Origin of the sequence: Bordetella genomosp. 8 (genome assembly GCF_002119685.1) — a bacterium.
In the GTDB taxonomy this organism is placed as follows: domain Bacteria; phylum Pseudomonadota; class Gammaproteobacteria; order Burkholderiales; family Burkholderiaceae_B; genus Bordetella_C.
This window is the reverse complement of the sequence record NZ_CP021108.1, coordinates 3803169-3823847: the sequence shown is the minus strand read 5'-3', so window position 1 is coordinate 3823847 and position 20679 is coordinate 3803169. Positions and strand designations below refer to the sequence as shown.

The following is a 20679-nucleotide window of genomic DNA, read 5'->3' as shown; positions in this document are numbered from 1 at the left end:
ATAGAATATGAATTGTGTTTTTGTCCGCTTCGATGCGTTATGGAGGAAGCGTGATTTCCCAAGAGCTTGAAGTCAGCCTGCATATGGCTTTTGTCGAGGCCCGTTCGGCCCGGCACGAATTCATCACAGTAGAGCATCTACTGTTATCGCTGCTCGACAACGCTTCCGCGGTGGAAGTGCTGCGCGCGTGCGCCGCCAATCTGGATGACCTGCGTCGCAACCTGCGCCAGTTCGTCAACGAGAACACTCCGGTGATTCCGAGCGGTGCCGAAGTGGATACCCAGCCCACGCTGGGCTTCCAGCGCGTGATACAGCGCGCGATCATGCATGTTTCCGCCGGTGGCAGCGGCAAGAAGCCCGTGACCGGCGCCAATGTGCTGGTCGCCATCTTCGGCGAAAAGGATTCGCACGCGGTCTATTACCTGCAACAGCAGGGCGTCACCCGCCTGGACGTGGTGAATTTCCTGTCGCATGGCATCACCAAGCAGCCCCAGGTCGAATCGGCGGCGTCGCAGAAGGAGCAACAGCCGAATCCCGAGGAACAAGGCGAATCGCGCCAATCCCCGCTGGATCAGTATGCGACCGACTTGAACGCGGCCGCCCTGGCGGGCCGCATCGATCCGCTTATCGGGCGGGAATCGGAAGTCGAGCGCGTCATCCAGGTGCTTTGCCGCCGCCGCAAGAACAATCCCTTGCTGGTGGGCGAGGCCGGTGTGGGCAAAACCGCGATCGCGGAAGGGCTCGCATGGCGGATCACGCGCGGCGAAGTCCCCGAAATCCTGCAATCCGCGCAGGTTTATGCGCTGGACATGGGCGCCTTGCTGGCCGGTACGAAGTACCGCGGCGATTTCGAACAGCGCCTCAAGGGCGTGCTCAAACAGTTGCGCGGCAATCCCGACGCGATCCTGTTCATCGACGAAATCCACACCCTGATCGGCGCGGGCTCCGCGTCGGGCGGTACGCTGGACGCGTCCAACCTGCTCAAGCCAGCCCTGTCTTCCGGCCAGCTCAAGTGCATAGGCGCGACCACCTACACGGAATACCGTGGCGTGTTCGAAAAGGACCATGCGCTGTCGCGCCGGTTCCAGAAGATCGACGTCAGCGAACCCAGCGTCGAACAGACGGTGCAGATCCTGCGCGGGCTGAAGACGCGCTTCGAAGAACACCACAACGTACGCTATTCGGCGGCGGCCTTGCTGGCCGCGGCCGAATTGTCGGCGCGCCATATCAATGACCGCCATCTGCCGGACAAGGCCATCGATGTCATCGACGAGGCCGGCGCCGCCCAGCGGCTGCTGCCGCGTTCGCGGCAGAAGAAGGTCATCGGCAAGGTGGATATCGAAAACATCGTGTCGAAGATCGCGCGCATTCCGCCGCAGTCGGTGTCGAACGACGATCGCAGCAAGCTCGCCACGCTGGACCGCGACCTGAAAACGGTCGTCTTCGGCCAGGATGCCGCGATCGAAGCGCTGTCCGCTTCCATCAAGATGGCACGTTCCGGCTTGGGTAAGCCCGAAAAGCCGATTGGCGCCTTCCTGTTCTCCGGTCCGACCGGTGTCGGCAAGACCGAAGTCGCACGGCAGCTGGCCTTCACGATGGGCGTCGAGTTGCTCCGCTTCGATATGTCGGAATACATGGAACGACATGCCGTGTCGCGCCTGATCGGCGCGCCGCCTGGATATGTCGGTTTCGACCAGGGCGGCCTGCTGACTGAAGCCATCACCAAGCAACCGCATTGCGTGCTGCTGCTGGATGAAATTGAAAAGGCCCATCCGGACGTCTTCAACATCCTGCTGCAGGTCATGGACCATGGCACGTTGACCGACAACAACGGACGCAAGGCCGATTTCCGCAACGTCATCCTGATCATGACGACCAACGCGGGCGCGGAAACCTTGAACCGGCCGTCGATAGGCTTCGCGAACGCGCGTGTGGTCGGGGATGAAATGGCGGAAATCCGGCGCATATTCACGCCCGAGTTCCGCAACCGCCTGGACGCCATCATCCCGTTCGCGCCGCTGTCCCGCGAGATCATCCTGCGGGTGGTCGACAAGTTCCTCATGCAACTGGAAGACCAGTTGCACGAACGGCGTGTCGACGCGGTGTTCACGGATGCGTTGCGCGAACACCTGGCCAAGGAAGGCTTCGATCCGCTCATGGGCGCCCGTCCCATGCAGCGGTTGATCCAGGACACGATACGCCGGGCCCTGGCGGACGAGCTGCTGTTCGGCAAGCTGGTCGACGGCGGCACGGTCACGGTCGACCTGGATCAGGACGGCAAGGTCGCGCTGACCTTTGGCGACAAGCCGGCCTCGGACGCGCCTGATGCGCAGGAAGTTGCGTTGGCGGATTAATGGCCTCGGAACACCCGCTCATCTCCTGCGAAAACTGCGGCAGTGTTTATCGCCGCCAGGAGTTGGGCCAGGGTGAAGTGGCGAGCTGCGGCCGCTGTGGCACCGTGTTGTGGCGCTACAGCGGCTTGCAACCTTCAGGGTGGCTGGCGCTTGCGCTCGCCGCCCTGATTACTTTCATCATTGCCAATGCCTATCCCGTGGCCATCATGCGGGTACAGGGCATGGTCCAATCCGCTTCCTTGCCGGATGCCGTCTTCGTGACCTGGGAACAGGGCCATGAGGTCGTCGCCATCATGACCGGGCTCGCAGGCGTGGTGCTGCCGCTGCTGCAGTTGATGCTGCTGCTATGGGTGCTGTATCCGCTGTCCATGGGCGCGCGGCCGCGGGCGTTCGGCTTTACCACCCGATTGCTTGGCATGCTGGCGCCCTGGAGCATGGTCCCCGTGTTCGTCCTGGGTGTGCTGGTGGCCGTGGTCAAACTGGCCGGCATGGCGTCGGTTACGCCCGGCCTCGGCATGCTGGGCTTCGCGTTGCTGACGGTGCTGCTCACCATGCTGGGACGGCTATCGGCGCAGTCCTTGTGGCACTACGCGGAACGGGCGGGTGTCGTTGAATCGCATAACCCCCGTCCGACGGCGGATGAAGCGCTGGCGGGATGCCATGTTTGCGGGCAGGTCCAGGCGCTACCCGTGGCGCAGGCCGAGCACATCCATCACTGCCTGCGTTGCGAGAACCCGGTGCATCTGCGCAAGCCGGACCATCTGGCGCGCACCTGGGCATTGCTGATTGCCGCGGCGATTCTTTACATCCCCGCCAATGTGCTGCCTGTCATGAATATCGATTCCCTCCTGGGCGATAGTGCGCACACCATCCTGGGCGGTGTGATCGAGCTCTGGCAGACGGGGTCCTGGGATATCGCCCTGATCGTCTTCGTGGCCAGCGTGATGGTTCCCCTGACCAAGCTGCTGGCACTCGGCGTGCTGGCATGGCAAGTGCAGCGGGGCAGTGGCAACAGCCTGGTCCAGCGCACGCGCCTGTATGGGATGGTCGAATTCATCGGCCAGTGGTCGATGCTGGATGTATTCGTCGTGATCCTGCTGGCTGCGCTCGCGCAATTCCAGGGTCTGATGACGATCAGCGCCGGACCCGGTGCTGGCGCCTTCGGCATGGTCGTCATATTGACCATGCTGGCGGCGATGAGCTTCGACCCCAGGCGCGGATGGGATCGCGCGCCGCGGGGCCGTGGCACGGCGGCGGACGCGGGATCGGCGCCGACGCAGGCTGTGCAGGTTACGGGAAGTGCGACGCGCGGGCCCGCCGTGGACCATGCCATTCGAAAACAAGAGGAATAAGGAAGCAGCAGCATGTCCGACCCAGCATCGTCCGGAGACAATCAGCAGATCCGGACTCCGGTGGTCAACCGGCGCAAGCGCCGAATTTCGTGGATCTGGCTAGTCCCCTTCGTTGCCGCCATCGCGGGCTTGTCACTGGTGGCACGCACCTGGTTCGAAACCGGACCGACGGTGACCATCACCTTCAAGACGGCGGAAGGCCTGGAAGTCGGCAAGACGCAGGTGCGCTACAAGGACGTCAACATCGGTACGGTCCGCAGCATACGGCTCAGCGAAGACCGGGCGAATGTCATCGTGAAGGCCGAATTGGTCAAGGACGCGGCCAGTATTGCCCGCGAAGGCACGCAGTTCTGGGTCGTGCGGCCGCGCCTGGGCGTCAGCGGGGTTTCCGGCCTGGGCACGCTGCTGTCCGGCGCGTATATCGGGGTGGATGCCACCACCGGCAAGGATGCCAGCGGCAAGCCGCTGCCGGACGAGGAAAAAACCGAGTTCGTCGGCCTGGAGACGCCGCCCGAAGTGACGCACGACCGTCCCGGCAAACGATTCACGGTGCGGACCACGGACCTGGGGTCGCTGGACGTCGGATCCCCCGTGTATTACCGCCGCATCAGCGTGGGGCAGGTGATCGGCTATCAACTGGACCCGACCGGGCACTTCGTCAACATCCAGGTTTTCGTCGACGCGCCGTACGACAAGTTCGTGATGGCCGATTCGCATTTCTGGAATGCCAGCGGGGTGGACTTCACGCTGAATGCCGACGGCTTGAAAGTCCGCACGCAGTCGCTGCTTTCGGTGGCCGTGGGCGGCATCGCCTTCGCGCAATCGGACGACAATCCCAGCGCCACGCCGGCCAAGGCCGACAGCGTGTTTACGCTTTATGGCACGCAGGCCGCCGCGGAAGCGACGCCGGATGGCGATCCTTTCCCCGTGGTCATGCGTTTCGATCAGTCCATACGCGGGCTGAGCGTCGGCGCGCCCATCGACTTCAACGGGATCCAGCTGGGTCAGGTCGATTCCATCACGATGGACTTCGACAGGAATTCCAAGCGCTTCTTCGCGCTGGTCCATGCCAATCTGTTTCCGCAGCGCCTGGGGCCCGTTTACGAAAGGGTGAAGGAGTTCTCCGAGCAGGAAGACAAGGAAGTGGATGGCACCAAGGTGATCCACCCTGGCGGCCGCCTGCTGGGGGCGATGGTGCAGCATGGCTTGCGCGCGCAATTGCGTAGCTCGAACCTGCTGACGGGCCAGCTGTACGTGGCGCTGGACGTGTTCTCCAATGCCAAGCCGGTCAACTTCCAGATGCAGACGCCGGCCGATATTCCGACGCAGCCTGGCAATCTCGACCAGCTGCAGCAGCAGATATCGAACATCGCCACCAAGCTGGATAAGATCCCCTTCGACAGGATAGGGATGGATCTGCAGCGCACGCTGGAAGGCTCGGCGCGCCTGATGACCAAGTTGGACAAGCAGGTGGCGCCACAGGCCGAAGCCCTGTTGAAGCAGGCCAACAAGTCGCTGGCGGATCTGGGCAATCTATTGGCGCCCGACTCGGCCTTGCCGGTCAACGCCCAGCGCGCGATGGAAGAACTGTCGCGGGCGGCACGGTCGCTGCGCGCGCTGGCGGATTATCTGCAGACCAATCCCGAGGCGCTGCTGCGCGGCCGCGGGCCGGATCCGCTGCCTAATTACGGTGCCACCAGGAGCCCACGATGAATCGCGCCTTTGGACTTTTGCTCGCACCCGCCCTGATCGCGGCGGCGCTGGCCGGGTGTGCCGCTTCGCCGCCGGTCAACTACTACACGCTGCTGACGCCCGAAACCGCGGCCCCGTCCGCGCCGCGCGATGGCCGGCCGGCGTACCTGTTGGAGGTCCTGCCCGTGACGGTGCCGTCGCAGGCGGACCAGCCGCAGATCATGATGCGGCAGTCGGATGGCGCGGTGTCGGCGTATTACTCGGATCGTTGGACGGCGCCCTTGCCGGACGAAATCCGTGGTGCGTTGGCGTACAACCTGGTACGGGACCTGGGCGTGCTGGACGTGCAGACCCTCAGCGCCCCCAGCGATGCCGCCGTATGGCGGGTCCAGGTGGATGTGCAGCGCTTCGACGCCGCCGCTGGTGGGTCCGCGGTGCTCGACGCCACCTGGCGGGTGCGCCCCGTCAACCTGCAGGGCCGCGGGCTGCTGTGTCGCAGTGTGATCCGCATGCCGCTAGGCGGGTCGTCGCCCGGCAGCGCCGTGGCCGCGCAGCAAAGGGCGACCGTGGCGCTGGCAGCCACTATCGCCAGCGCGATCCGTTCCGGCGGCGCGCAGGCGACCGCCGCCGATACGGCCGTGCAGCTGCAGGGCTGCACGAACGCCTGAGACGCCGCCGGGCCACCGCGTGGGGGGCCAGGCAGGGTGCGACACGGCGTGTGCACGCGTCCTCGGTAGATGCAGGAAAGCGAGTAGAATCTAGGGGTTAACCTTAATATTTACCAGGGTATAACCCGCCTATCATCGCGGTGAACCCGGGCGGCCATCCTGCCCCGGCAAGCCGCGTTCCGTCCAGCGGGGCGGCGGGCAGCTCCCTATATTCCAACAGCGTTCCAACAGCGAGTACCGAAGCAGCATGGGCACCACCACTCTGGGCGTCAAGGTAGACGAAGCATTGCGCGACCGTCTGAAAGACGCCGCCTCCAAATTGAAATGCACGCCCCATTGGCTGCACAAGCAGGCCATCGTGGCTTACCTCGAGAGAATCGAGCGCGGCCAGCTTCCCGCCGAAATCGCGCATTTCACCGGCGCCGACACCACCGTCGAAGAAGCGGAGCTGCAACCGCTTGCCCAGGTACCGCCGTTTTTCGAATTCGGGCAGGACGTGCAATCGCAGTCGGTGCTGCGCGCCGCCATCACTGCCGCTTATCGCCGTCCCGAGCCGGAATGCGTCCCGCTGTTGCTGGGGCAGGCTCGTATGCCGCACCCCGAAAAAATCCACGCGATGGCCGCCGGCCTGGTGCAGTCCCTGCGCGACAAGCGCACGGGCGGTGGGGTGGAAGGGCTGATCCAGGAATTCTCGCTTTCCAGCCAGGAAGGCGTGGCGCTGATGTGCCTGGCCGAAGCCCTGCTGCGTATTCCCGACCGTGCCACCCGCGACGCGTTGATACGCGACAAGGTGGCTCGGGGGGATTGGCGGTCCCATGTGGGCGAATCGCCGTCCCTGTTCGTCAACGCGGCGACCTGGGGATTGATGCTGACCGGCAAGCTGGTGGCCGTCAACAGCGAACAGTCGCTGTCGCGCGCATTGACGCGCCTCATCGGCAAGGGGGGCGAGCCCCTGATCCGCAAGGGCGTGAATATCGCCATGCGCATGATGGGCGAGCAATTCGTTTCCGGCCAGACCATTTCGGAAGCCCTGGCCAACAATCGCAAGATGGAAGCCAAGGGCTTCAGCTACTCCTACGACATGCTGGGCGAGGCGGCCACCACGTCGGCCGACGCCGACCGCTACTACGCGTCGTACGAGCAGGCCATACATGCCATCGGCAAGGCCGCCGCGGGACGCGGGATCTACCAGGGCCCTGGCATATCGATCAAGCTGTCCGCCTTGCACCCGCGCTATTCGCGGGCGCAGCGCGATCGGGTCATGGCCGAACTGTTGCCGCGGGTGCGCTCGCTGACGCGCCTGGCCAGGAGCTACGACATCGGCCTGAACATCGACGCCGAGGAAGCCGATCGCCTGGAGATCTCGCTGGACCTGCTGGAAGCGCTTTGCTTCGACGCGGAACTGGAAGGCTGGAACGGCATCGGCTTCGTGATCCAGGCCTATCAAAAGCGCGCGCCTTTCGTGATCGATTATGTGGTCGACCTGGCGCGCCGCAGCCGGCATCGCCTGATGGTGCGACTGGTGAAGGGCGCCTACTGGGATAGCGAAATCAAGCGGGCACAGGTCGATGGCCTGGAAGGCTATCCCGTCTATACGCGCAAGGTCTATACGGACGTCGCCTACCTGGCATGCGCGCGCAAGCTGCTGGCCGCGCCGGAAGCGGTATTCCCGCAGTTCGCCACGCACAACGCGTATACGCTGGCGGCGATCTATCAGCTCGCCGGCCAGAACTACTATCCCGGCCAATACGAGTTCCAGTGCCTGCATGGCATGGGCGAATCGCTTTACGAAGAAGTCGTCGGTCCGGTGGCGCAAGGCAAGTTGAACCGTCCGTGCCGCATCTATGCGCCGGTCGGAACCCACGAAACCCTGCTGGCCTATCTGGTGCGACGGCTGCTGGAAAACGGCGCCAATACGTCTTTCGTGAACCGCATAGGCGATGAAAGCATCTCCATCGACGAACTGATCGAGGACCCGGTGGCGGCCGCATCGGCCATCGTCCCGCTGGGCGCCCCGCACGAAAAGATCCCGCTGCCGCGTGAACTCTATGGCAGCGTGCGCGGCGGCGCCCGCGCCAATTCCCAAGGGCTGGACCTGAGCAACGAGCACCGCCTGGCATCCTTGTCCGCGGCCTTGCTGTCGAGCACCGCGACCGCGTGGCGGGCGCATCCGACCGTGGGCGCCATCGCCTGGGACGAGGCACGCGCCATGCCCGTGCGCAACCCGGCGGACCACCGCGACGTCGTGGGGCACGTCATCGAGGCATCCGAAGCGGAAACGCAGGAAGCCCTGCGTCGTGCGGGGCAGGGCGCTTCCATCTGGCAGTCCACGCCGGTCGCGGAACGTGCGCTATGCCTGCGCCGCGCCGCGCAGATGCTGGAAGAGCAGATGCAGATGCTGCTGGGATTGATCGTGCGCGAAGCCGGCAAATCCCTGCCCAATGCCATCGCGGAAGTGCGCGAGGCGGTCGACTTCCTGCGCTATTACGCCGAACAGGCCGAGCGCGAATTCGACAATGCGACCCATCGACCGCTCGGCCCGGTCCTGTGCATCAGTCCGTGGAATTTCCCGCTCGCCATCTTCACCGGCCAGGTTGCCGCGGCGCTGGCGGCGGGCAATGCGGTCATCGCGAAGCCTGCGGAACAGACGCCGTTGATCGCGGCGCAGGCCATCGCCATCCTGCGCGCCGCCGGCGTGCATGAAGACGCCGTGCAGCTATTGCCCGGTCGCGGCGAAACCGTGGGCGCGGCGCTGGTCGCCAGCCCGGACATCCGCGGCGTGCTGTTCACCGGTTCCACCGACGTCGCGCGACTGATTTCGCGCAGCCTGGCCGACCGCCTGGATGACGCCGGCAACACCATCCCGCTGATCGCGGAAACCGGTGGCCAGAACGCCATGGTGGTGGATTCGTCCGCCTTGACCGAACAGGTCGTGTACGACGTCCTGAGCTCCGCTTTCGACTCGGCGGGCCAGCGCTGCTCGGCCCTGCGCGTACTGTGCGTGCAGGAGGACAGCGCCGACCGCGTGCTGGAAATGCTGCGCGGGGCGATGGCCGAATTGCGGGTCGGCAATCCCGACCATCTGTCGACGGATATCGGCCCGGTCATCGACGGCGAGGCGCGCGAAGGCATACAGCGCCATATCGACACCATGCGCAACGCGGGCAAGACGATTACCCAGCTGCCGCTGCCGGCGACGTGCCGCAACGGTACTTTCGTCGCGCCGACACTGATCGAGATCGGCAGTGTCCGCGAGCTCAAGCGCGAAGTCTTCGGGCCGGTGCTGCATGTGGTGCGCTACAAGCGCGATCAGCTGGACCGGCTGCTGGACGATATCAACGCCACCGGCTACGGACTGACCTTTGGCGTGCATACCCGCATCGACGAAACGATCGGCCATGTGACCTCCCGCGTCCATGCGGGCAATATGTACGTGAACCGCAACATCGTGGGCGCCGTGGTCGGCGTGCAGCCTTTCGGTGGAGAAGGCTTGTCCGGCACCGGGCCCAAGGCCGGCGGACCGCTGTACCTGTACCGTCTGCTGTCCGTGCGGCCGGCCGGGCTACCCGTGGCGGGCAGCGCGTCGGCGATGCCCGTGGTGCTGACGCTGCCCGGACCCACCGGCGAAGCGAATACCTATCGCCTGGAGCCCCGCGGCACCGTGCTGTGCGTCGCGGCCTCGGAGCAGGGCGCGCGCGCGCAGTGGGCAGCGGCGCAGGCCACCGGCAATCGCGTCCTGTACGCCGACAACGACGTCGCGCGCCAGCACGCCCAGAGCCTGCCGCCCGCACAGCGTGACGGTGTGGCTTTCATGCGTGACGAGGAGGTCGAAAGCGCGGATTATCAGTCGGTGCTTTTCGAAGGCGATAGCGACGCGTTGCGCGTCCTTGCCGCGCGCGTGGCGACGCGGCCAGGGCCCATCGTCTCCGTGCAAGGCCTGTCGTCCGACGCGGTGGCGCAAGGGCAATCCTATGTGCTGGACCGCCTGCTGGCCGAGCGCTCCATCAGCGTCAACACGGCCGCCGCGGGCGGAAACGCCAGCCTGATGACCATAGGGTGACGTAATTTCCACGCCCAGGCCGGGCGTCGCGTTGAAAAAGCGAAAGCGCCGGTGTGTTTCATCAGTGTATCGATGAGACACACCGGCGCTTTACTTGGCATATGCTTCCGGATGATCCACGGCGGGGAATGCCGGCAAGCACGGGGAGGGTAATCGCCAATACCTGCCATACGTGGTGCCATCGAAAATTCCCTGCCATGGGCAAATAAATATTAAAAGGCACGGGTCGCGTCATCCGCGAATCATGCCTGCAAGGACGGCGGGAAATCCTCCCGCCCGATCTCTGAGCCTTATCCTACGAGGAGGAAATGATGGGCTTCAAGACAACGATACGTTCGCTCACCGTGGCTGTCGCCGCCGGATTCTGCGTGGCCGGCGCCGCGCACGCGGCGGACCAGGAGGTCAAGCTGGGCTATGCCGGCCCGCTGACGGGCCCGCAGGCGCACTACGGCCAGGACATGCAGAATGGCCTGGTGCTGGCCATCGAGGAAGCCAACAAAAAGGGCATCAAGCTCGACGGCAAGACCGCCAGGTTCGTGCTTATTTCCAAGGATGACCAGGCCGACCCGCGCACCGCCGTCACGGTGGCCCAGCAACTGGTCGACGAAGGCGTCGATGGCGTGCTCGGACATTTCAATTCCGGCACCACCATTCCCGCATCGCAGGTCTACCATGATGCCGGCCTGGTGCAGATCGCCATGGGCACCGCCCCGGAATACACCAACCAGGGCTACGACAACACCTTCCGCATGATGACCAGCGACACGCAACAGGGTGCTGCTGTCGGCGAATTCATGGTCAAGGATCTGCATGCCAAGAAGATCGCCATCATCGACGACCGCACGTCGTATGGGCAGGGCCTGGCGGACCAGGTCGACAAGGCCGTGAAAGCCGCGGGAGGCCAGGTCATACGCCGCGAATACACGACGGACAAGGCCAACGACTTCACGTCCATCCTGACCAATATCAAGGGCGTCGCGCCGGATGCGATCTTTTTCGGCGGGCTGGATGCCCAGTCCGGCCCGATGAAGCGCCAGATGGCGACCCTGGGCATGAAGATGCCCTTCGTGTCCGGTGAAATGACGCGCAGCGAAACCTTCCTGAAGCTCGCCGGCGATGCGGCGGAAGGTACCTACGCGTCCCTGGCGGGCGTACCGCTCGAACAGATGGCTGCCGGCAAGGCCTTCGCCGCGGCCTACAAGGCTCGCTTCAAGGAAGATCCCGGCGTCTACGCGCCGTACGCCTACGACGGCGCGTGGAACATGATCACGGCCATGGAGCAAGCCAACTCCGCCGAGCCGCAGAAGTATCTGCCCATGTTGCGCAAGCTGCACCGCAGCGGCGCCACCAGCCAGAACATTGCCTACGACGCCAAGGGCGACCTCAAGGAAGTGTCCGTGACCGTCTACCAGGTCAAGGACGGCAAGTGGGAAATGGTCAAGACCATGGTGAGTCAGGCGCAATAACGCGCCCAGGCCCGGCGCGACGCCGGGCCCGTCCCCGCCTTCGCGGGGCGTATCCGGCGCGGCTTCTCCTGTCCGCGCGATTCATGTTTCACCTGGCATTCCATGGATATCTTCATACAGCAACTTATCAACGGCCTGACCCAGGGTAGCGTCTATGCCCTGGTCGCGCTGGGCTATACCATGGTGTATGGCATTGTCGGCCTGATCAATTTCGCTCACGGCGACGTGGTCATGGTGGGCGCCATGGTGGCGACTTCCGTGGCCCTGGCGCTCGTGGGCGCGAATCCCGCGATGTCCCCCTGGCTCGTGTTGGGCGCGGGCGTGGTCTGCGCGGTACCGATCTGCATGGCCCTGGGCTGGCTGGCGGAAAGAGTCGCCTACCGCCCCTTGCGACGGGCGCCGCGGCTGGCGGCCTTGATCACCGCCATCGGCATATCGATCATCCTGCAGAACGTGGCCATGATGGTGTGGGGCCGCGACTACGCGCATTTCCCCCAGATACTCGAGCCGCGTGTCTTCCAGATCGACGGCGCGCGCATCAGCACGCTGCAGATCGCCATCATCGTCATCGCGGCGCTGATGATGGCGGGGCTGTTGCTCCTCGTGCACAAGACCCGGCTGGGCACCGCCATGCGCGCCACCGCGCAGAACCGAGAAGTCGCGGGCCTGATGGGCGTGAACATCAACACGGTCATATCCGCGGCTTTCCTGATCGGGTCCGCGCTGGCGGCAGTGGCCGGCATGATGGTCACCACCTACTACGGCGTGGCGCACTATACGATGGGCTTCATGCTGGGCCTGAAGGCTTTTACCGCCGCGGTGCTGGGTGGCATCGGCAATCTCGCGGGCGCGATGTTCGGCGGCATATTGCTGGGCGTGATAGAAGCGCTGGGCGCCGGATACATCGGCGACCTGACCGGCGGCTTCATGGGCAGCAACTACCAGGACGTTTTTGCCTTCCTGGTGCTGGTGCTGGTGCTGATTTTCCGTCCCTCCGGTTTGTTGGGCGAACGCGTGGGAGATCGCGCATGACAAGTATCGCTACACGCGGCCGCATATCGCCGGCCGCATGGATGGGTATGGCGTTCGTCGCGATCGCGTTGGCCGTGCTGCCCTTCGTATTGGGCATGGCCGGCCAGAGCTGGGTGCGCATACTGAACTTCGCGTTGCTGTATGTAATGCTTTCGCTGGGCCTGAACATCGTGGTCGGCTTCGCGGGCCTGCTGGACCTGGGTTACATCGCCTTCTATGCCGTGGGCGCCTATACCTGGGCCTTGCTGGCGTCGCCGCACTTCGGCCTGCATCTGCCGTTCTGGGCGATCCTGCCGCTGGGCGTCGCACTGGCCTGCCTGTTCGGCGTGATGCTCGGCGCACCCACCCTCAGGTTGAGGGGCGATTACCTCGCCATCGTCACGCTGGGGTTCGGTGAAATCATCCGCGTGTTCCTGAACAACCTGAACGCGCCGATCAATATCACCAACGGTCCGCAAGGGGTCAACCGCATCGATCCTTTCCGTGTGGCGGGCTTTGCCTTCAACCGTACCGAAACCTTGTTCGGCATACGTGTGACCGGGCCGGAAAAGTACTATTACCTGCTGCTTCTGCTAACCCTGTTGATCGTTTTCGTATGCCTGCGCTTGCAGAACTCGCGCATCGGCCGCGCATGGGAAGCCATACGCGAAGACGAGGTCGCGGCCAAGGCCATGGGGATCAATACGCGGAACATCAAGCTGCTGGCCTTTGCCATGGGCGCTTCGTTCGGCGGTGTGGCGGGCGCCTTGTTTGCGTCGATGCAGGGTTTCGTCAGCCCCGAGAGCTTCAGCCTGACCGAGTCGATTTCGGTGCTTTGCATGGTTGTGCTCGGCGGGATGGGCCATATCCCCGGCGTCATCCTGGGCTCGGTCATCCTGGCCGTATTTCCGGAATTCCTGCGCGCCGTCATCGTGCCGGCACAGCAGGCGATTTTCGGCGGCGTGGTCGTCGATCCGGAAGCCATACGCATGCTCCTGTTCGGCCTGGCCATGGTTTGCGTGATGCTGTTCCGGCCCGCTGGCTTGTGGCCGTCTTCGGTGCGCAAGCGTGAACTCAGCCGTCAGGCACAGGGAGGCCAGGCATGAATGCTACCTTGCTCGAAGCCCGTGGATTGGGCAAGCGCTTTGGCGGGCTGCAGGCGCTGTCGGACGTCAGTTTCGACATCCTCAGCGGCGAGATCTACGGATTGATCGGCCCCAACGGCGCCGGCAAGACGACCTTGTTCAATGTGCTGACGGGCCTATATGTGCCGGAAGACGGGCAGTGCGTGTTCGCCGGCGAAAACCTGGTGGGCGCGAAACCGCATGAGATCGCCGCGCTGGGGCTGGCGCGCACCTTCCAGAACATACGCCTGTTCGCGAACCTGACGGCGCTGGAGAACGTCATGATCGGCCGCCACGTGCGCACCCGCGCCGGTCTGCTCGGCGCCGTGTTGCGCAATCGTCGCACGCGCCGCGAAGAAGCCGATATCGAAGCACGTGCCCACGCGTTGCTGGAATACACCGGCATCGCGGCGCGCGCCAACGACATCGCCAAGTCGTTGTCGTACGGCGACCAGCGCCGTCTGGAGATCGCTCGCGCGCTCGCTACGGAACCCCGGTTGCTGGCCTTGGACGAACCCGCGGCCGGCATGAACGCGTCGGAAACCGTCGTGCTGCGCCGGCTCATCGAAAAGATCCGCGCCGATGGCGTAACCGTGCTGTTGATAGAACACGATATGAAACTGGTGATGGGGCTGTGCGATAGGGTGCTGGTCCTGGAATACGGGAAAGTCCTGGCGATGGGCAAACCGGCGGATGTCCAGCGCAATCCCAAGGTGATCGAAGCGTACCTGGGCGTCGGCGCGGCGCAGGAGGCGGCGGCATGACCCAGACTCCTTTGCTGGAACTGCGTGACCTGCAAGTGGCCTACGGCGGTATTCGCGCGGTACGCGGCGTCAACCTGGTGGTGAATCCGGGCGAACTCGTCTGCCTGATCGGCGCGAACGGCGCGGGCAAAAGCTCGACCTTGCGTGCCATCTGCGGCTTGATACCGGTGGCCGGCGGACAGGTGCTGTATCAAGGTGCGCCGATCCAGGGAAGACGTTCTCACGAACTGGTGCGCGAAGGCCTAGTGATGGTGCCCGAAGGGCGCGGCATTTTCGGCCAGTTGACCATAGAGGAAAACCTGGCGATGGGGGCATACGTGCGCCGCGATGCGGCCGGCGTACGTGCCGACCTCGACAGGGTCTTCGAGCAGTTCCCGCGCTTGGCCGAAAGGCGCAAGCAGGCCGCCGGCACTTTGTCGGGCGGCGAGCAGCAGATGGTCGCCATGGGACGGGCAATGATCGCCCGTCCCAAACTGCTGCTGTTGGACGAGCCGTCCATGGGGTTGGCGCCGCTCATGGTCGAAAAGGTGTTCGAAGTCGTTTCCGCCATCGCTGCCGAAGGCGTGACAATCCTGCTCATCGAGCAGAATGCCCGGCTTGCGCTGGAATACAGCCAGCGGGGCTACGTCATGGAGTCGGGTGAACTGACGCTGTCCGGCGTCGCGAGATCGCTGCTGAACGATCCCAAGGTGCGCGCGGCATACCTGGGCGAGCTGGAAAACGCCTGACGCCCGGCCCGCCGCGACGGCGGCGCGGCCTCAGCCCTGCACCGCCTGGATCACCAGCAGATAGCCATCCAGGACGATGATCCCGGCGGTTGCGGTCACCGCCAGCACGCACCAGATGCCGCGCAGGGCATACGCTCCCATCACGTCGCGCCGCACCGCCAGCATGACCAGGGGCACCAGCGCGAAGGGCAGGGCCAGGCTCAGGATCACCTGGCTGATCACCAGCAACTGGTCGGGGTTCTGTCCGCCGGTATAGGCAAGCATGCCCAGCGCCACGGTTCCCGCGATGGCCCGGGTCACCAGGGCCCGCTTCCGGTCCGACCAGCCGCCGGTGCTGAATCCGTTGGACAACACCTTGCCCGCCAGCACGCCAGTGATCGTGGAGCTTTGTCCTGCGGCATACAAGGCCACGGCGAATACGATCGCGGCGCCGATGCCCAGGGTTTTGCCGATCACGGCATGGGCCTGGTCCAGGCTGGTCACTTCAAGGCCGTTCCCGGACAGGGACGCCGCCGCGACGATCATGATCGCCGCGTTGATCAAGGTCGCGATGCCCAGCGAGATCACGGTGTCGCTGCGGGCGACACGCATCGCCGCGTCGCGCAGCGCGGAAGGCAGGCCGCGGCCGCGCTCGGCCAGTTCGCCGGAGTGCAGATACAGGTTATGCGGCATCAAAGTGGCGCCCACGATGCCCAGGGCGATCAGGAAGCCTTCCGGCGCCCGCAAGGCGCTGCCCGGTTGCGCCGCGCCTTGCGCAACGGCGGTCCACTCCGGATTGGCACGGAAGAGCAGGTACACGAACGACACCGATACGATGGCCAGCAAAATGGCGATGATCCGCTCATGGCGCTCCGCGTTGTTGCGGGCGAACAGCAACACCGCGTAGGTGCCGGCGCCTGTCATGGCAACACCTGCCATCAGCGGAACGCCAAGAAGCAGGCGCAACGCGATGGCGCCCCCGATCAGCTCGGCCAGCGCCGTGGCCAGGATGGCGGCTTCACCGGCCAGCCAGGCGGCTCGCGCCAGCGGACGCGGCAGGTAGCGTACGGTCAGCGCGGCCAGGTCCTGGCCGGTGGCCAGCGCCAGGCGGGAAACGAGAATCTGGAAACCCAAGGCCAGGAAGGCGGCCACGAAGACGACCATCAGCAGGTGATAGCCGAAGCGGCTGCCGCCCGCGATATCCGTGGCCCAGTTGCCCGGGTCGATATATCCCACGGCCACCAGCAGCCCGGAGCCGACCAGCCGCCGCAGCCCGGCCGGCACCTTGCCGCCTTGCTGCAGGGCAGCCTTGCCGCCCGCAATCGCGTAAATCAGCTCGGTCATGGTGCTTCCTTTGTGAGAATGGTTCTTATTGTCTAGACTGCTGGCCTGCTGGTCAAATAAATTGATACTAGAACTCCGTTAGCGATTGCCTATCGGTGACGAACCAATGATCGGGGCTATCGCAGAACTTATGCCCGGCCTACACCGGGAGCGTTGTAGGGGTTTCAGGAAACCACCGAAGACCGTGCGGTATAACGGTCGGACACTTTCCGCTCGGAGCCCGCATGACCACGCTTTTTTCGCCCGTCTCGCTGGGACGGCTTCAGCTCGCGAACCGCATCATCATCGCCCCCATGTGCGAATACTCCGCCGAGGACGGCAGGGCGACGGACTGGCACATGATTCACCTGGGCCATCTGGCCTTGTCAGGCGCCGGGCTGCTGTTCACCGAAGCCACCGCGGTGGAGCCGGGCGGCCGCATCACGGCTTCGGACCTGGGATTGTGGGATGACGACACCGAGGCCTCCATTGCCAAGGTGATGAACGCCATACGTCGCTACTCGACCATCCATATGGGAATGCAGTTGGCGCACGCCGGCCGCAAGGCCTCCAGCCGCGTGCCCTGGGAGGGCGGCAACCAGGTTCCGTCGACGCAGGGCGGATGGATATGCGATGCGCCTTCCGCGGTGGCCTACAAGGAAGGCGAAGAGCCGCCGCATGCCTTGGATCGCGCCGGTTTGCAGCGGGTCAAGGACGCCTTCGCCCAGGCCGCTCGCCGCGCCGACCGGCTGGGATTCGACACGGTGCAATTGCATGCCGCCCATGGCTACCTACTGCATCAATTCCTGTCGCCGCTCGCCAACCATCGGACGGATGAATACGGCGGCAGCCTGGAAAACCGCATGCGCTTTCCGCTGGAAGTCTACGATGTCGTGCGCCAAGCCTTCAGCGCCGACAAGCCCGTCGGCGTACGCGTGTCGGCCACCGATTGGGTGGATGGCGGATGGGATATCGAACAGACGGTCGCGTTCGCGCAGGCCTTGAAGGCGCGCGGCTGCGACTACATCGACGTTTCGTCCGGCGGCATGTCGCCGGCCCAGAAGATCGCGCTGGGGCCGGGCTACCAGGTGCCGTTCGCCGAACGCGTCAAGCGCGAGACCGGCCTGCCGACCATGGCCGTGGGATTGATCACCGAGCCGGAGCAGGCGAACGAGATCATCGAGCAGGGGCAGGCGGATATGGTATCGCTGGCCAGGGGCATGCTTTACAACCCCCGCTGGCCTTGGCACGCGGCCGCGGAACTTGGACAGCATGTGCATGCGCCCAAGCAGTACTGGCGTTCCCAGCCGCGCGAATTGAAAGACCTGTTCGTCGACGCCAACTTCGGCCAGCGATAAGGGCGCCGGGCGCGCTAGCCGCGCCCTGTGCTGCCGAAGCCGCCGGCGCCGCGGTCGGAGGCCTGGAAATCTTCCACGACCTCGAACGCCACCTGCGCCACGGGCACGATCACCATCTGCGCCAGCCGGTCCATCGGCTGCAAGGTGAAAACCGTGCCGCCGCGATTCCAGGTGGATACCATCAGCTGGCCCTGGTAATCGGAGTCGATCAAACCCACCAGATTGCCCAGCACGATCCCGTTTTTGTGGCCCAGTCCGGAGCGCGGCAGGATCATCGCCGCATAGCCCGGGTCGCCGATATGGATGGCCAGCCCGGTCGGCACCAGCGCGGTGGCGCCGGGCTCCAGTGTCAGCGGGCTTTCCAGGCAGGCGCGCAGGTCCAGGCCGGCCGCGCCTGGCGTGGCGTAGGCGGGCAGGAATTCACGCATGCGTTCATCGAGGATTTTCAGGGCGACGGATTTCATTGGATAGGATGCGGAAAGACAGCGCCGTTCGCGCGTAGCGGCGGCAGGGGGATCAGCGGCCCGTATTACCCGGGCCGTTCTTGGAGATGGTGGTCAGGGGCGGCAGGGACGCCAGCGGCTGCCCGGCGCGTTTGCGCTGGCTGCGCGCCGCGCGCCAGAGCAGGCCGGCGAAAATGACCAGGAAAGCGACGGGCACCAGCTCATGCGGATCGAATCCCGGCCGGCGCAGGGCCTCGAACAGCATGCGCACCGCCTGCCATCCAATCGCCAGCGCGACGATGGTCACGGCGAAAGCGCCGCGACGTGTGGATGCGCGCGTTGCCAGCGTGGCATTGCGCTCCTGCGCGGCGCCTGCGGGCGGCACTGGGGGCGCGGCGCCCGAGGGGGGCACGGGCGGCACTCGGGGTGCGGCGCCTGTGGGCGTGCCGGACAAGGGATCGCGCGTCTTCGCCACCACCTGGCCGGGCGCCGCCTGGCCGCGGTTGATCAGCTGTTCGACATAACGAACGTAGTCGCCGTCCTTGGGCTCGCCATCGATCGCCATGCGAACTCCTAACGGCGCGCCCGACGGCCCGCGGCCGGCACGCGACGCTTGCGCAGCACCATGCACAGCAGCCAGACGCCCAGCAGGATCGAGATGCCCGTGCCTATCGCCATGCCGATGTGGCTGGCGCCCGAAATGTCATCGACGTTGCGCATCGTCAGGTAGCCAGGCGCCAGCATGGCCGGCACCCATAGCGCGGCGGACAGGATGTTGGCCGTCTGGAACCGGGCGTGGCTCATGCCCATGACGCCCGCGACGGTGGGAATGGTGCTGCGTATGGGACCCATGAAACGACCGGCCAGCACGGACGCAAAGCCATAGCGCGAGAAGAACAGCCGCGCGCGCGCCACGGCGGGCCGATGGTTGCTGAGCGGCCAGCGGCGCAAGACGCGCGGGCCCACGCCGCGCCCCAGCCAATACGAGAAGGCATCGCCGACGATGGCTCCCGCGATGCCCCAGATCAATATGGTGGCACCATCCAGCGAGCCGCTGCCGACCAGCCCGCCGGTGATCAGCATCAGCGCCGTGGCGGGCACGAACAAACCGAGGATGACCACCGATTCCGCCATGGTCAGCAGGGCGGTGACGGGTCCCGCCCATTCCTGGTTGGTCTCGATGAAGCTTCGAATCTGGTCGACGAATTGGTCCATGCGCGCCCCGCCATTTGGATGCGGTATCTTACCTTGTGCATCGGTGACCGCGCGGGGCGGCGCCGGCATCCGTCCAAAGGAATGATAAGCAAGCATGGATTCATTGACGCACGTCGTAATGGGGGGCAGTATCCAGGCCGCGCTGCTGGGCCGCGTCCAGGGACGCAAGGCCTTGCTGTATGGCGCCGTGCTGGCCACCTTGCCAGACCTGGACGTCTTCGTGCCGTACCCCGATCCCGTCTCGCTGATGACATACCATCGGGGATTCTCCCATTCGGTCTTCGTATTGACCGGCTTGGCGGGCTTGCTCGCCTGGCTGGTGCGGCGCCGCTGGCCAGACGCGCCATACAGCGCGGGACGTCTATTCCTGACCCTATGGCTGGTACTGATCACGCATCCGCTGCTGGATGCCATGACGACCTACGGGACCCAGCTGTTCTGGCCCTTGCCGCTGCAACCGGTCAGCATTTCCAGCATCTTCATCATCGACCCGGTCTTCACGCTTCCCCTGCTGATCGCCTTCCTGGCGAACCTGGCCTGGGGCGAGCGTATCAGTCGCCTGCGGGGCGGGGCGCTGGGATTTGCCGCGGCCTACCTGGCGTGGACGCTGGCCGCCAAGAACCTGGTGGAGCAACATGTCCGCACCGCCCTGGCGGCGCGAGGCGAGCAGGCTGTCGCGCTGTTCTCCGCGCCCATGCCTTTGAACAGCCTGCTGTGGCGCGTCATTGCCCGTGGCCCGGACGACACGTATTACGAAACCGTGGCCAGCGTCTTCGATCGTGGAGAGCCGGAGCAACTGCGCCAGCCGCTCAACCTGGGCCTGCGCCGCGAAGTCCCGGCAGACCCCTTGCTGGCCAGGCTGGAGTGGTTCACCGGCGGATGGCTGCGCTACGACGCGATCGGTGAAAACCTGGTCGTCACGGACCTGCGCATGGGGATGCCCGGTTATTACACCTTCCGTTTCGTCATGGCGCAGGGGGCGCCGCAATCGGGATGGCGCGCGGTGCTGCCCAGCCGTTGGCCCAGCAGCCGAGGCGGTTGGCCGGAACTGCGGCAGATCCTGGCCCGCATCGTCGAGCCTCATCCCCCCTTGCCGCTGGATGCCTGGGCGCGCCGGACGGTCCAGCCCGAATGACCGGCCG

At 65.1% G+C, this 20679-nt stretch carries 16 protein-coding genes; 12 read left to right on the top strand and 4 right to left on the bottom strand.

What is annotated here, in order from left to right; genetic code table 11:
* Positions 1-50: 50 nt before the first annotated feature.
* The 10 genes from clpA to CAL12_RS17340 all read left to right on the top strand — a co-directional run bounded on the left by clpA (position 51) and on the right by CAL12_RS17340 (position 15219).
* Positions 51-2354 carry an ATP-dependent Clp protease ATP-binding subunit ClpA gene (clpA, locus tag CAL12_RS17385; RefSeq protein WP_179283382.1) on the top strand — a complete coding sequence of 768 codons (2304 nt, stop codon included), beginning with the start codon at positions 51-53 and terminating at the stop codon, positions 2352-2354.
* The gene (locus CAL12_RS17380) at positions 2354-3706 is read left to right on the top strand and encodes a paraquat-inducible protein A (protein WP_086065784.1); all 1353 of its coding nucleotides are present in this window, start codon (positions 2354-2356) and stop codon (positions 3704-3706) included. The genes clpA and CAL12_RS17380 overlap by 1 nt, the downstream gene beginning before the upstream one ends.
* A gap of 12 nt (positions 3707-3718) precedes the next feature.
* Entirely contained in the window at positions 3719-5419 is a 1701-nt protein-coding gene (locus tag CAL12_RS17375) for a PqiB family protein (RefSeq protein ID WP_086065783.1), read from the top strand.
* Positions 5416-6066, top strand: coding sequence for a PqiC family protein (locus CAL12_RS17370; protein WP_086065782.1), 651 nt, complete (start codon positions 5416-5418; stop codon positions 6064-6066). Before CAL12_RS17375 ends, CAL12_RS17370 begins: the two co-directional genes overlap by 4 nt.
* A 247-nt stretch (positions 6067-6313) precedes the next feature.
* The gene (gene putA / locus CAL12_RS17365) at positions 6314-10126 is read left to right on the top strand and encodes a trifunctional transcriptional regulator/proline dehydrogenase/L-glutamate gamma-semialdehyde dehydrogenase (protein WP_086065781.1); all 3813 of its coding nucleotides are present in this window, start codon (positions 6314-6316) and stop codon (positions 10124-10126) included.
* Positions 10127-10437: 311 nt separating this feature from the next.
* Positions 10438-11592 carry a branched-chain amino acid ABC transporter substrate-binding protein gene (locus CAL12_RS17360; RefSeq protein ID WP_086065780.1) on the top strand — a complete coding sequence of 385 codons (1155 nt, stop codon included), beginning with the start codon at positions 10438-10440 and terminating at the stop codon, positions 11590-11592.
* A 102-nt stretch (positions 11593-11694) separates the two neighbouring features.
* Positions 11695-12624 (top strand): branched-chain amino acid ABC transporter permease, encoded by a 930-nt coding sequence (locus tag CAL12_RS17355; protein ID WP_086065779.1) that lies wholly within the window; start codon positions 11695-11697, stop codon positions 12622-12624.
* 41 nt (positions 12625-12665) lie between these two features.
* Positions 12666-13709, top strand: coding sequence for an ABC transporter permease subunit (locus CAL12_RS17350; RefSeq protein WP_420042793.1), 1044 nt, complete (start codon positions 12666-12668; stop codon positions 13707-13709).
* Positions 13706-14491: an ABC transporter ATP-binding protein gene (locus tag CAL12_RS17345; protein ID WP_086065777.1), complete on the top strand. Its 786-nt coding sequence runs from the start codon at positions 13706-13708 to the stop codon at positions 14489-14491. Before CAL12_RS17350 ends, CAL12_RS17345 begins: the two co-directional genes overlap by 4 nt.
* Complete coding sequence (locus CAL12_RS17340) at positions 14488-15219, top strand: ABC transporter ATP-binding protein (RefSeq protein ID WP_086065776.1); 732 nt, start codon at positions 14488-14490, stop codon at positions 15217-15219. The genes CAL12_RS17345 and CAL12_RS17340 overlap by 4 nt, the downstream gene beginning before the upstream one ends.
* 30 nt (positions 15220-15249) lie before the next feature.
* On the opposite strand, the gene CAL12_RS17335 is transcribed toward CAL12_RS17340, so the two are convergent.
* Positions 15250-16542 (bottom strand): Nramp family divalent metal transporter, encoded by a 1293-nt coding sequence (locus tag CAL12_RS17335; RefSeq protein WP_086065775.1) that lies wholly within the window; start codon positions 16540-16542, stop codon positions 15250-15252.
* Between the two features lie 224 nt (positions 16543-16766).
* Here CAL12_RS17335 and CAL12_RS17330 point away from each other — a divergent pair, with 224 nt between their 5' ends.
* Entirely contained in the window at positions 16767-17879 is a 1113-nt protein-coding gene (locus tag CAL12_RS17330; protein WP_086065774.1) for an NADH:flavin oxidoreductase/NADH oxidase, read from the top strand.
* A gap of 14 nt (positions 17880-17893) precedes the next feature.
* Here the strand turns inward: CAL12_RS17330 and dut are convergent, their stop codons facing one another.
* From dut to CAL12_RS17315, 3 genes are read right to left on the bottom strand one after another with little or no spacing between them, the layout of a single operon-like run.
* Positions 17894-18343 carry a dUTP diphosphatase gene (dut, locus tag CAL12_RS17325; protein ID WP_086065773.1) on the bottom strand — a complete coding sequence of 150 codons (450 nt, stop codon included), beginning with the start codon at positions 18341-18343 and terminating at the stop codon, positions 17894-17896.
* 52 nt (positions 18344-18395) lie between these two features.
* A complete protein-coding gene (locus tag CAL12_RS17320) occupies positions 18396-18887 on the bottom strand; it encodes a hypothetical protein (RefSeq protein WP_086065772.1) in 492 nt (163 codons plus the stop codon).
* 8 nt (positions 18888-18895) lie between these two features.
* On the bottom strand, positions 18896-19537 hold the full coding sequence (locus CAL12_RS17315; RefSeq protein WP_086067954.1) for a DedA family protein: 642 nt from the start codon (positions 19535-19537) through the stop codon (positions 18896-18898).
* A gap of 94 nt (positions 19538-19631) precedes the next feature.
* On the opposite strand from CAL12_RS17315, the gene CAL12_RS17310 reads away from it, so the two are divergent.
* Positions 19632-20672 (top strand): metal-dependent hydrolase, encoded by a 1041-nt coding sequence (locus tag CAL12_RS17310; RefSeq protein ID WP_086065771.1) that lies wholly within the window; start codon positions 19632-19634, stop codon positions 20670-20672.
* Positions 20673-20679: the final 7 nt, after the last annotated feature.

Bases quoted from the DNA above. Each gene is read 5' to 3' on its own strand.
- CAL12_RS17380 (WP_086065784.1), top strand. From the start codon at position 2,354: ATGGCCTCGGAACACCCGCTCATCTCCTGCGAAAACTGCGGCAGTGTT.
- CAL12_RS17315 (WP_086067954.1), bottom strand. From the start codon at position 19,537: ATGGACCAATTCGTCGACCAGATTCGAAGCTTCATCGAGACCAACCAG.
- CAL12_RS17375 (WP_086065783.1), top strand. From the start codon at position 3,719: ATGTCCGACCCAGCATCGTCCGGAGACAATCAGCAGATCCGGACTCCG.
- CAL12_RS17345 (WP_086065777.1), top strand. From the start codon at position 13,706: ATGAATGCTACCTTGCTCGAAGCCCGTGGATTGGGCAAGCGCTTTGGC.
- CAL12_RS17370 (WP_086065782.1), top strand. From the start codon at position 5,416: ATGAATCGCGCCTTTGGACTTTTGCTCGCACCCGCCCTGATCGCGGCG.
- CAL12_RS17330 (WP_086065774.1), top strand. From the start codon at position 16,767: ATGACCACGCTTTTTTCGCCCGTCTCGCTGGGACGGCTTCAGCTCGCG.
- dut (WP_086065773.1), bottom strand. From the start codon at position 18,343: ATGAAATCCGTCGCCCTGAAAATCCTCGATGAACGCATGCGTGAATTC.
- CAL12_RS17360 (WP_086065780.1), top strand. From the start codon at position 10,438: ATGGGCTTCAAGACAACGATACGTTCGCTCACCGTGGCTGTCGCCGCC.
- putA (WP_086065781.1), top strand. From the start codon at position 6,314: ATGGGCACCACCACTCTGGGCGTCAAGGTAGACGAAGCATTGCGCGAC.
- CAL12_RS17340 (WP_086065776.1), top strand. From the start codon at position 14,488: ATGACCCAGACTCCTTTGCTGGAACTGCGTGACCTGCAAGTGGCCTAC.
- CAL12_RS17335 (WP_086065775.1), bottom strand. From the start codon at position 16,542: ATGACCGAGCTGATTTACGCGATTGCGGGCGGCAAGGCTGCCCTGCAG.
- CAL12_RS17350 (WP_420042793.1), top strand. From the start codon at position 12,666: ATGGGTATGGCGTTCGTCGCGATCGCGTTGGCCGTGCTGCCCTTCGTA.
- CAL12_RS17355 (WP_086065779.1), top strand. From the start codon at position 11,695: ATGGATATCTTCATACAGCAACTTATCAACGGCCTGACCCAGGGTAGC.
- CAL12_RS17320 (WP_086065772.1), bottom strand. From the start codon at position 18,887: ATGGCGATCGATGGCGAGCCCAAGGACGGCGACTACGTTCGTTATGTC.
- CAL12_RS17310 (WP_086065771.1), top strand. From the start codon at position 19,632: ATGGATTCATTGACGCACGTCGTAATGGGGGGCAGTATCCAGGCCGCG.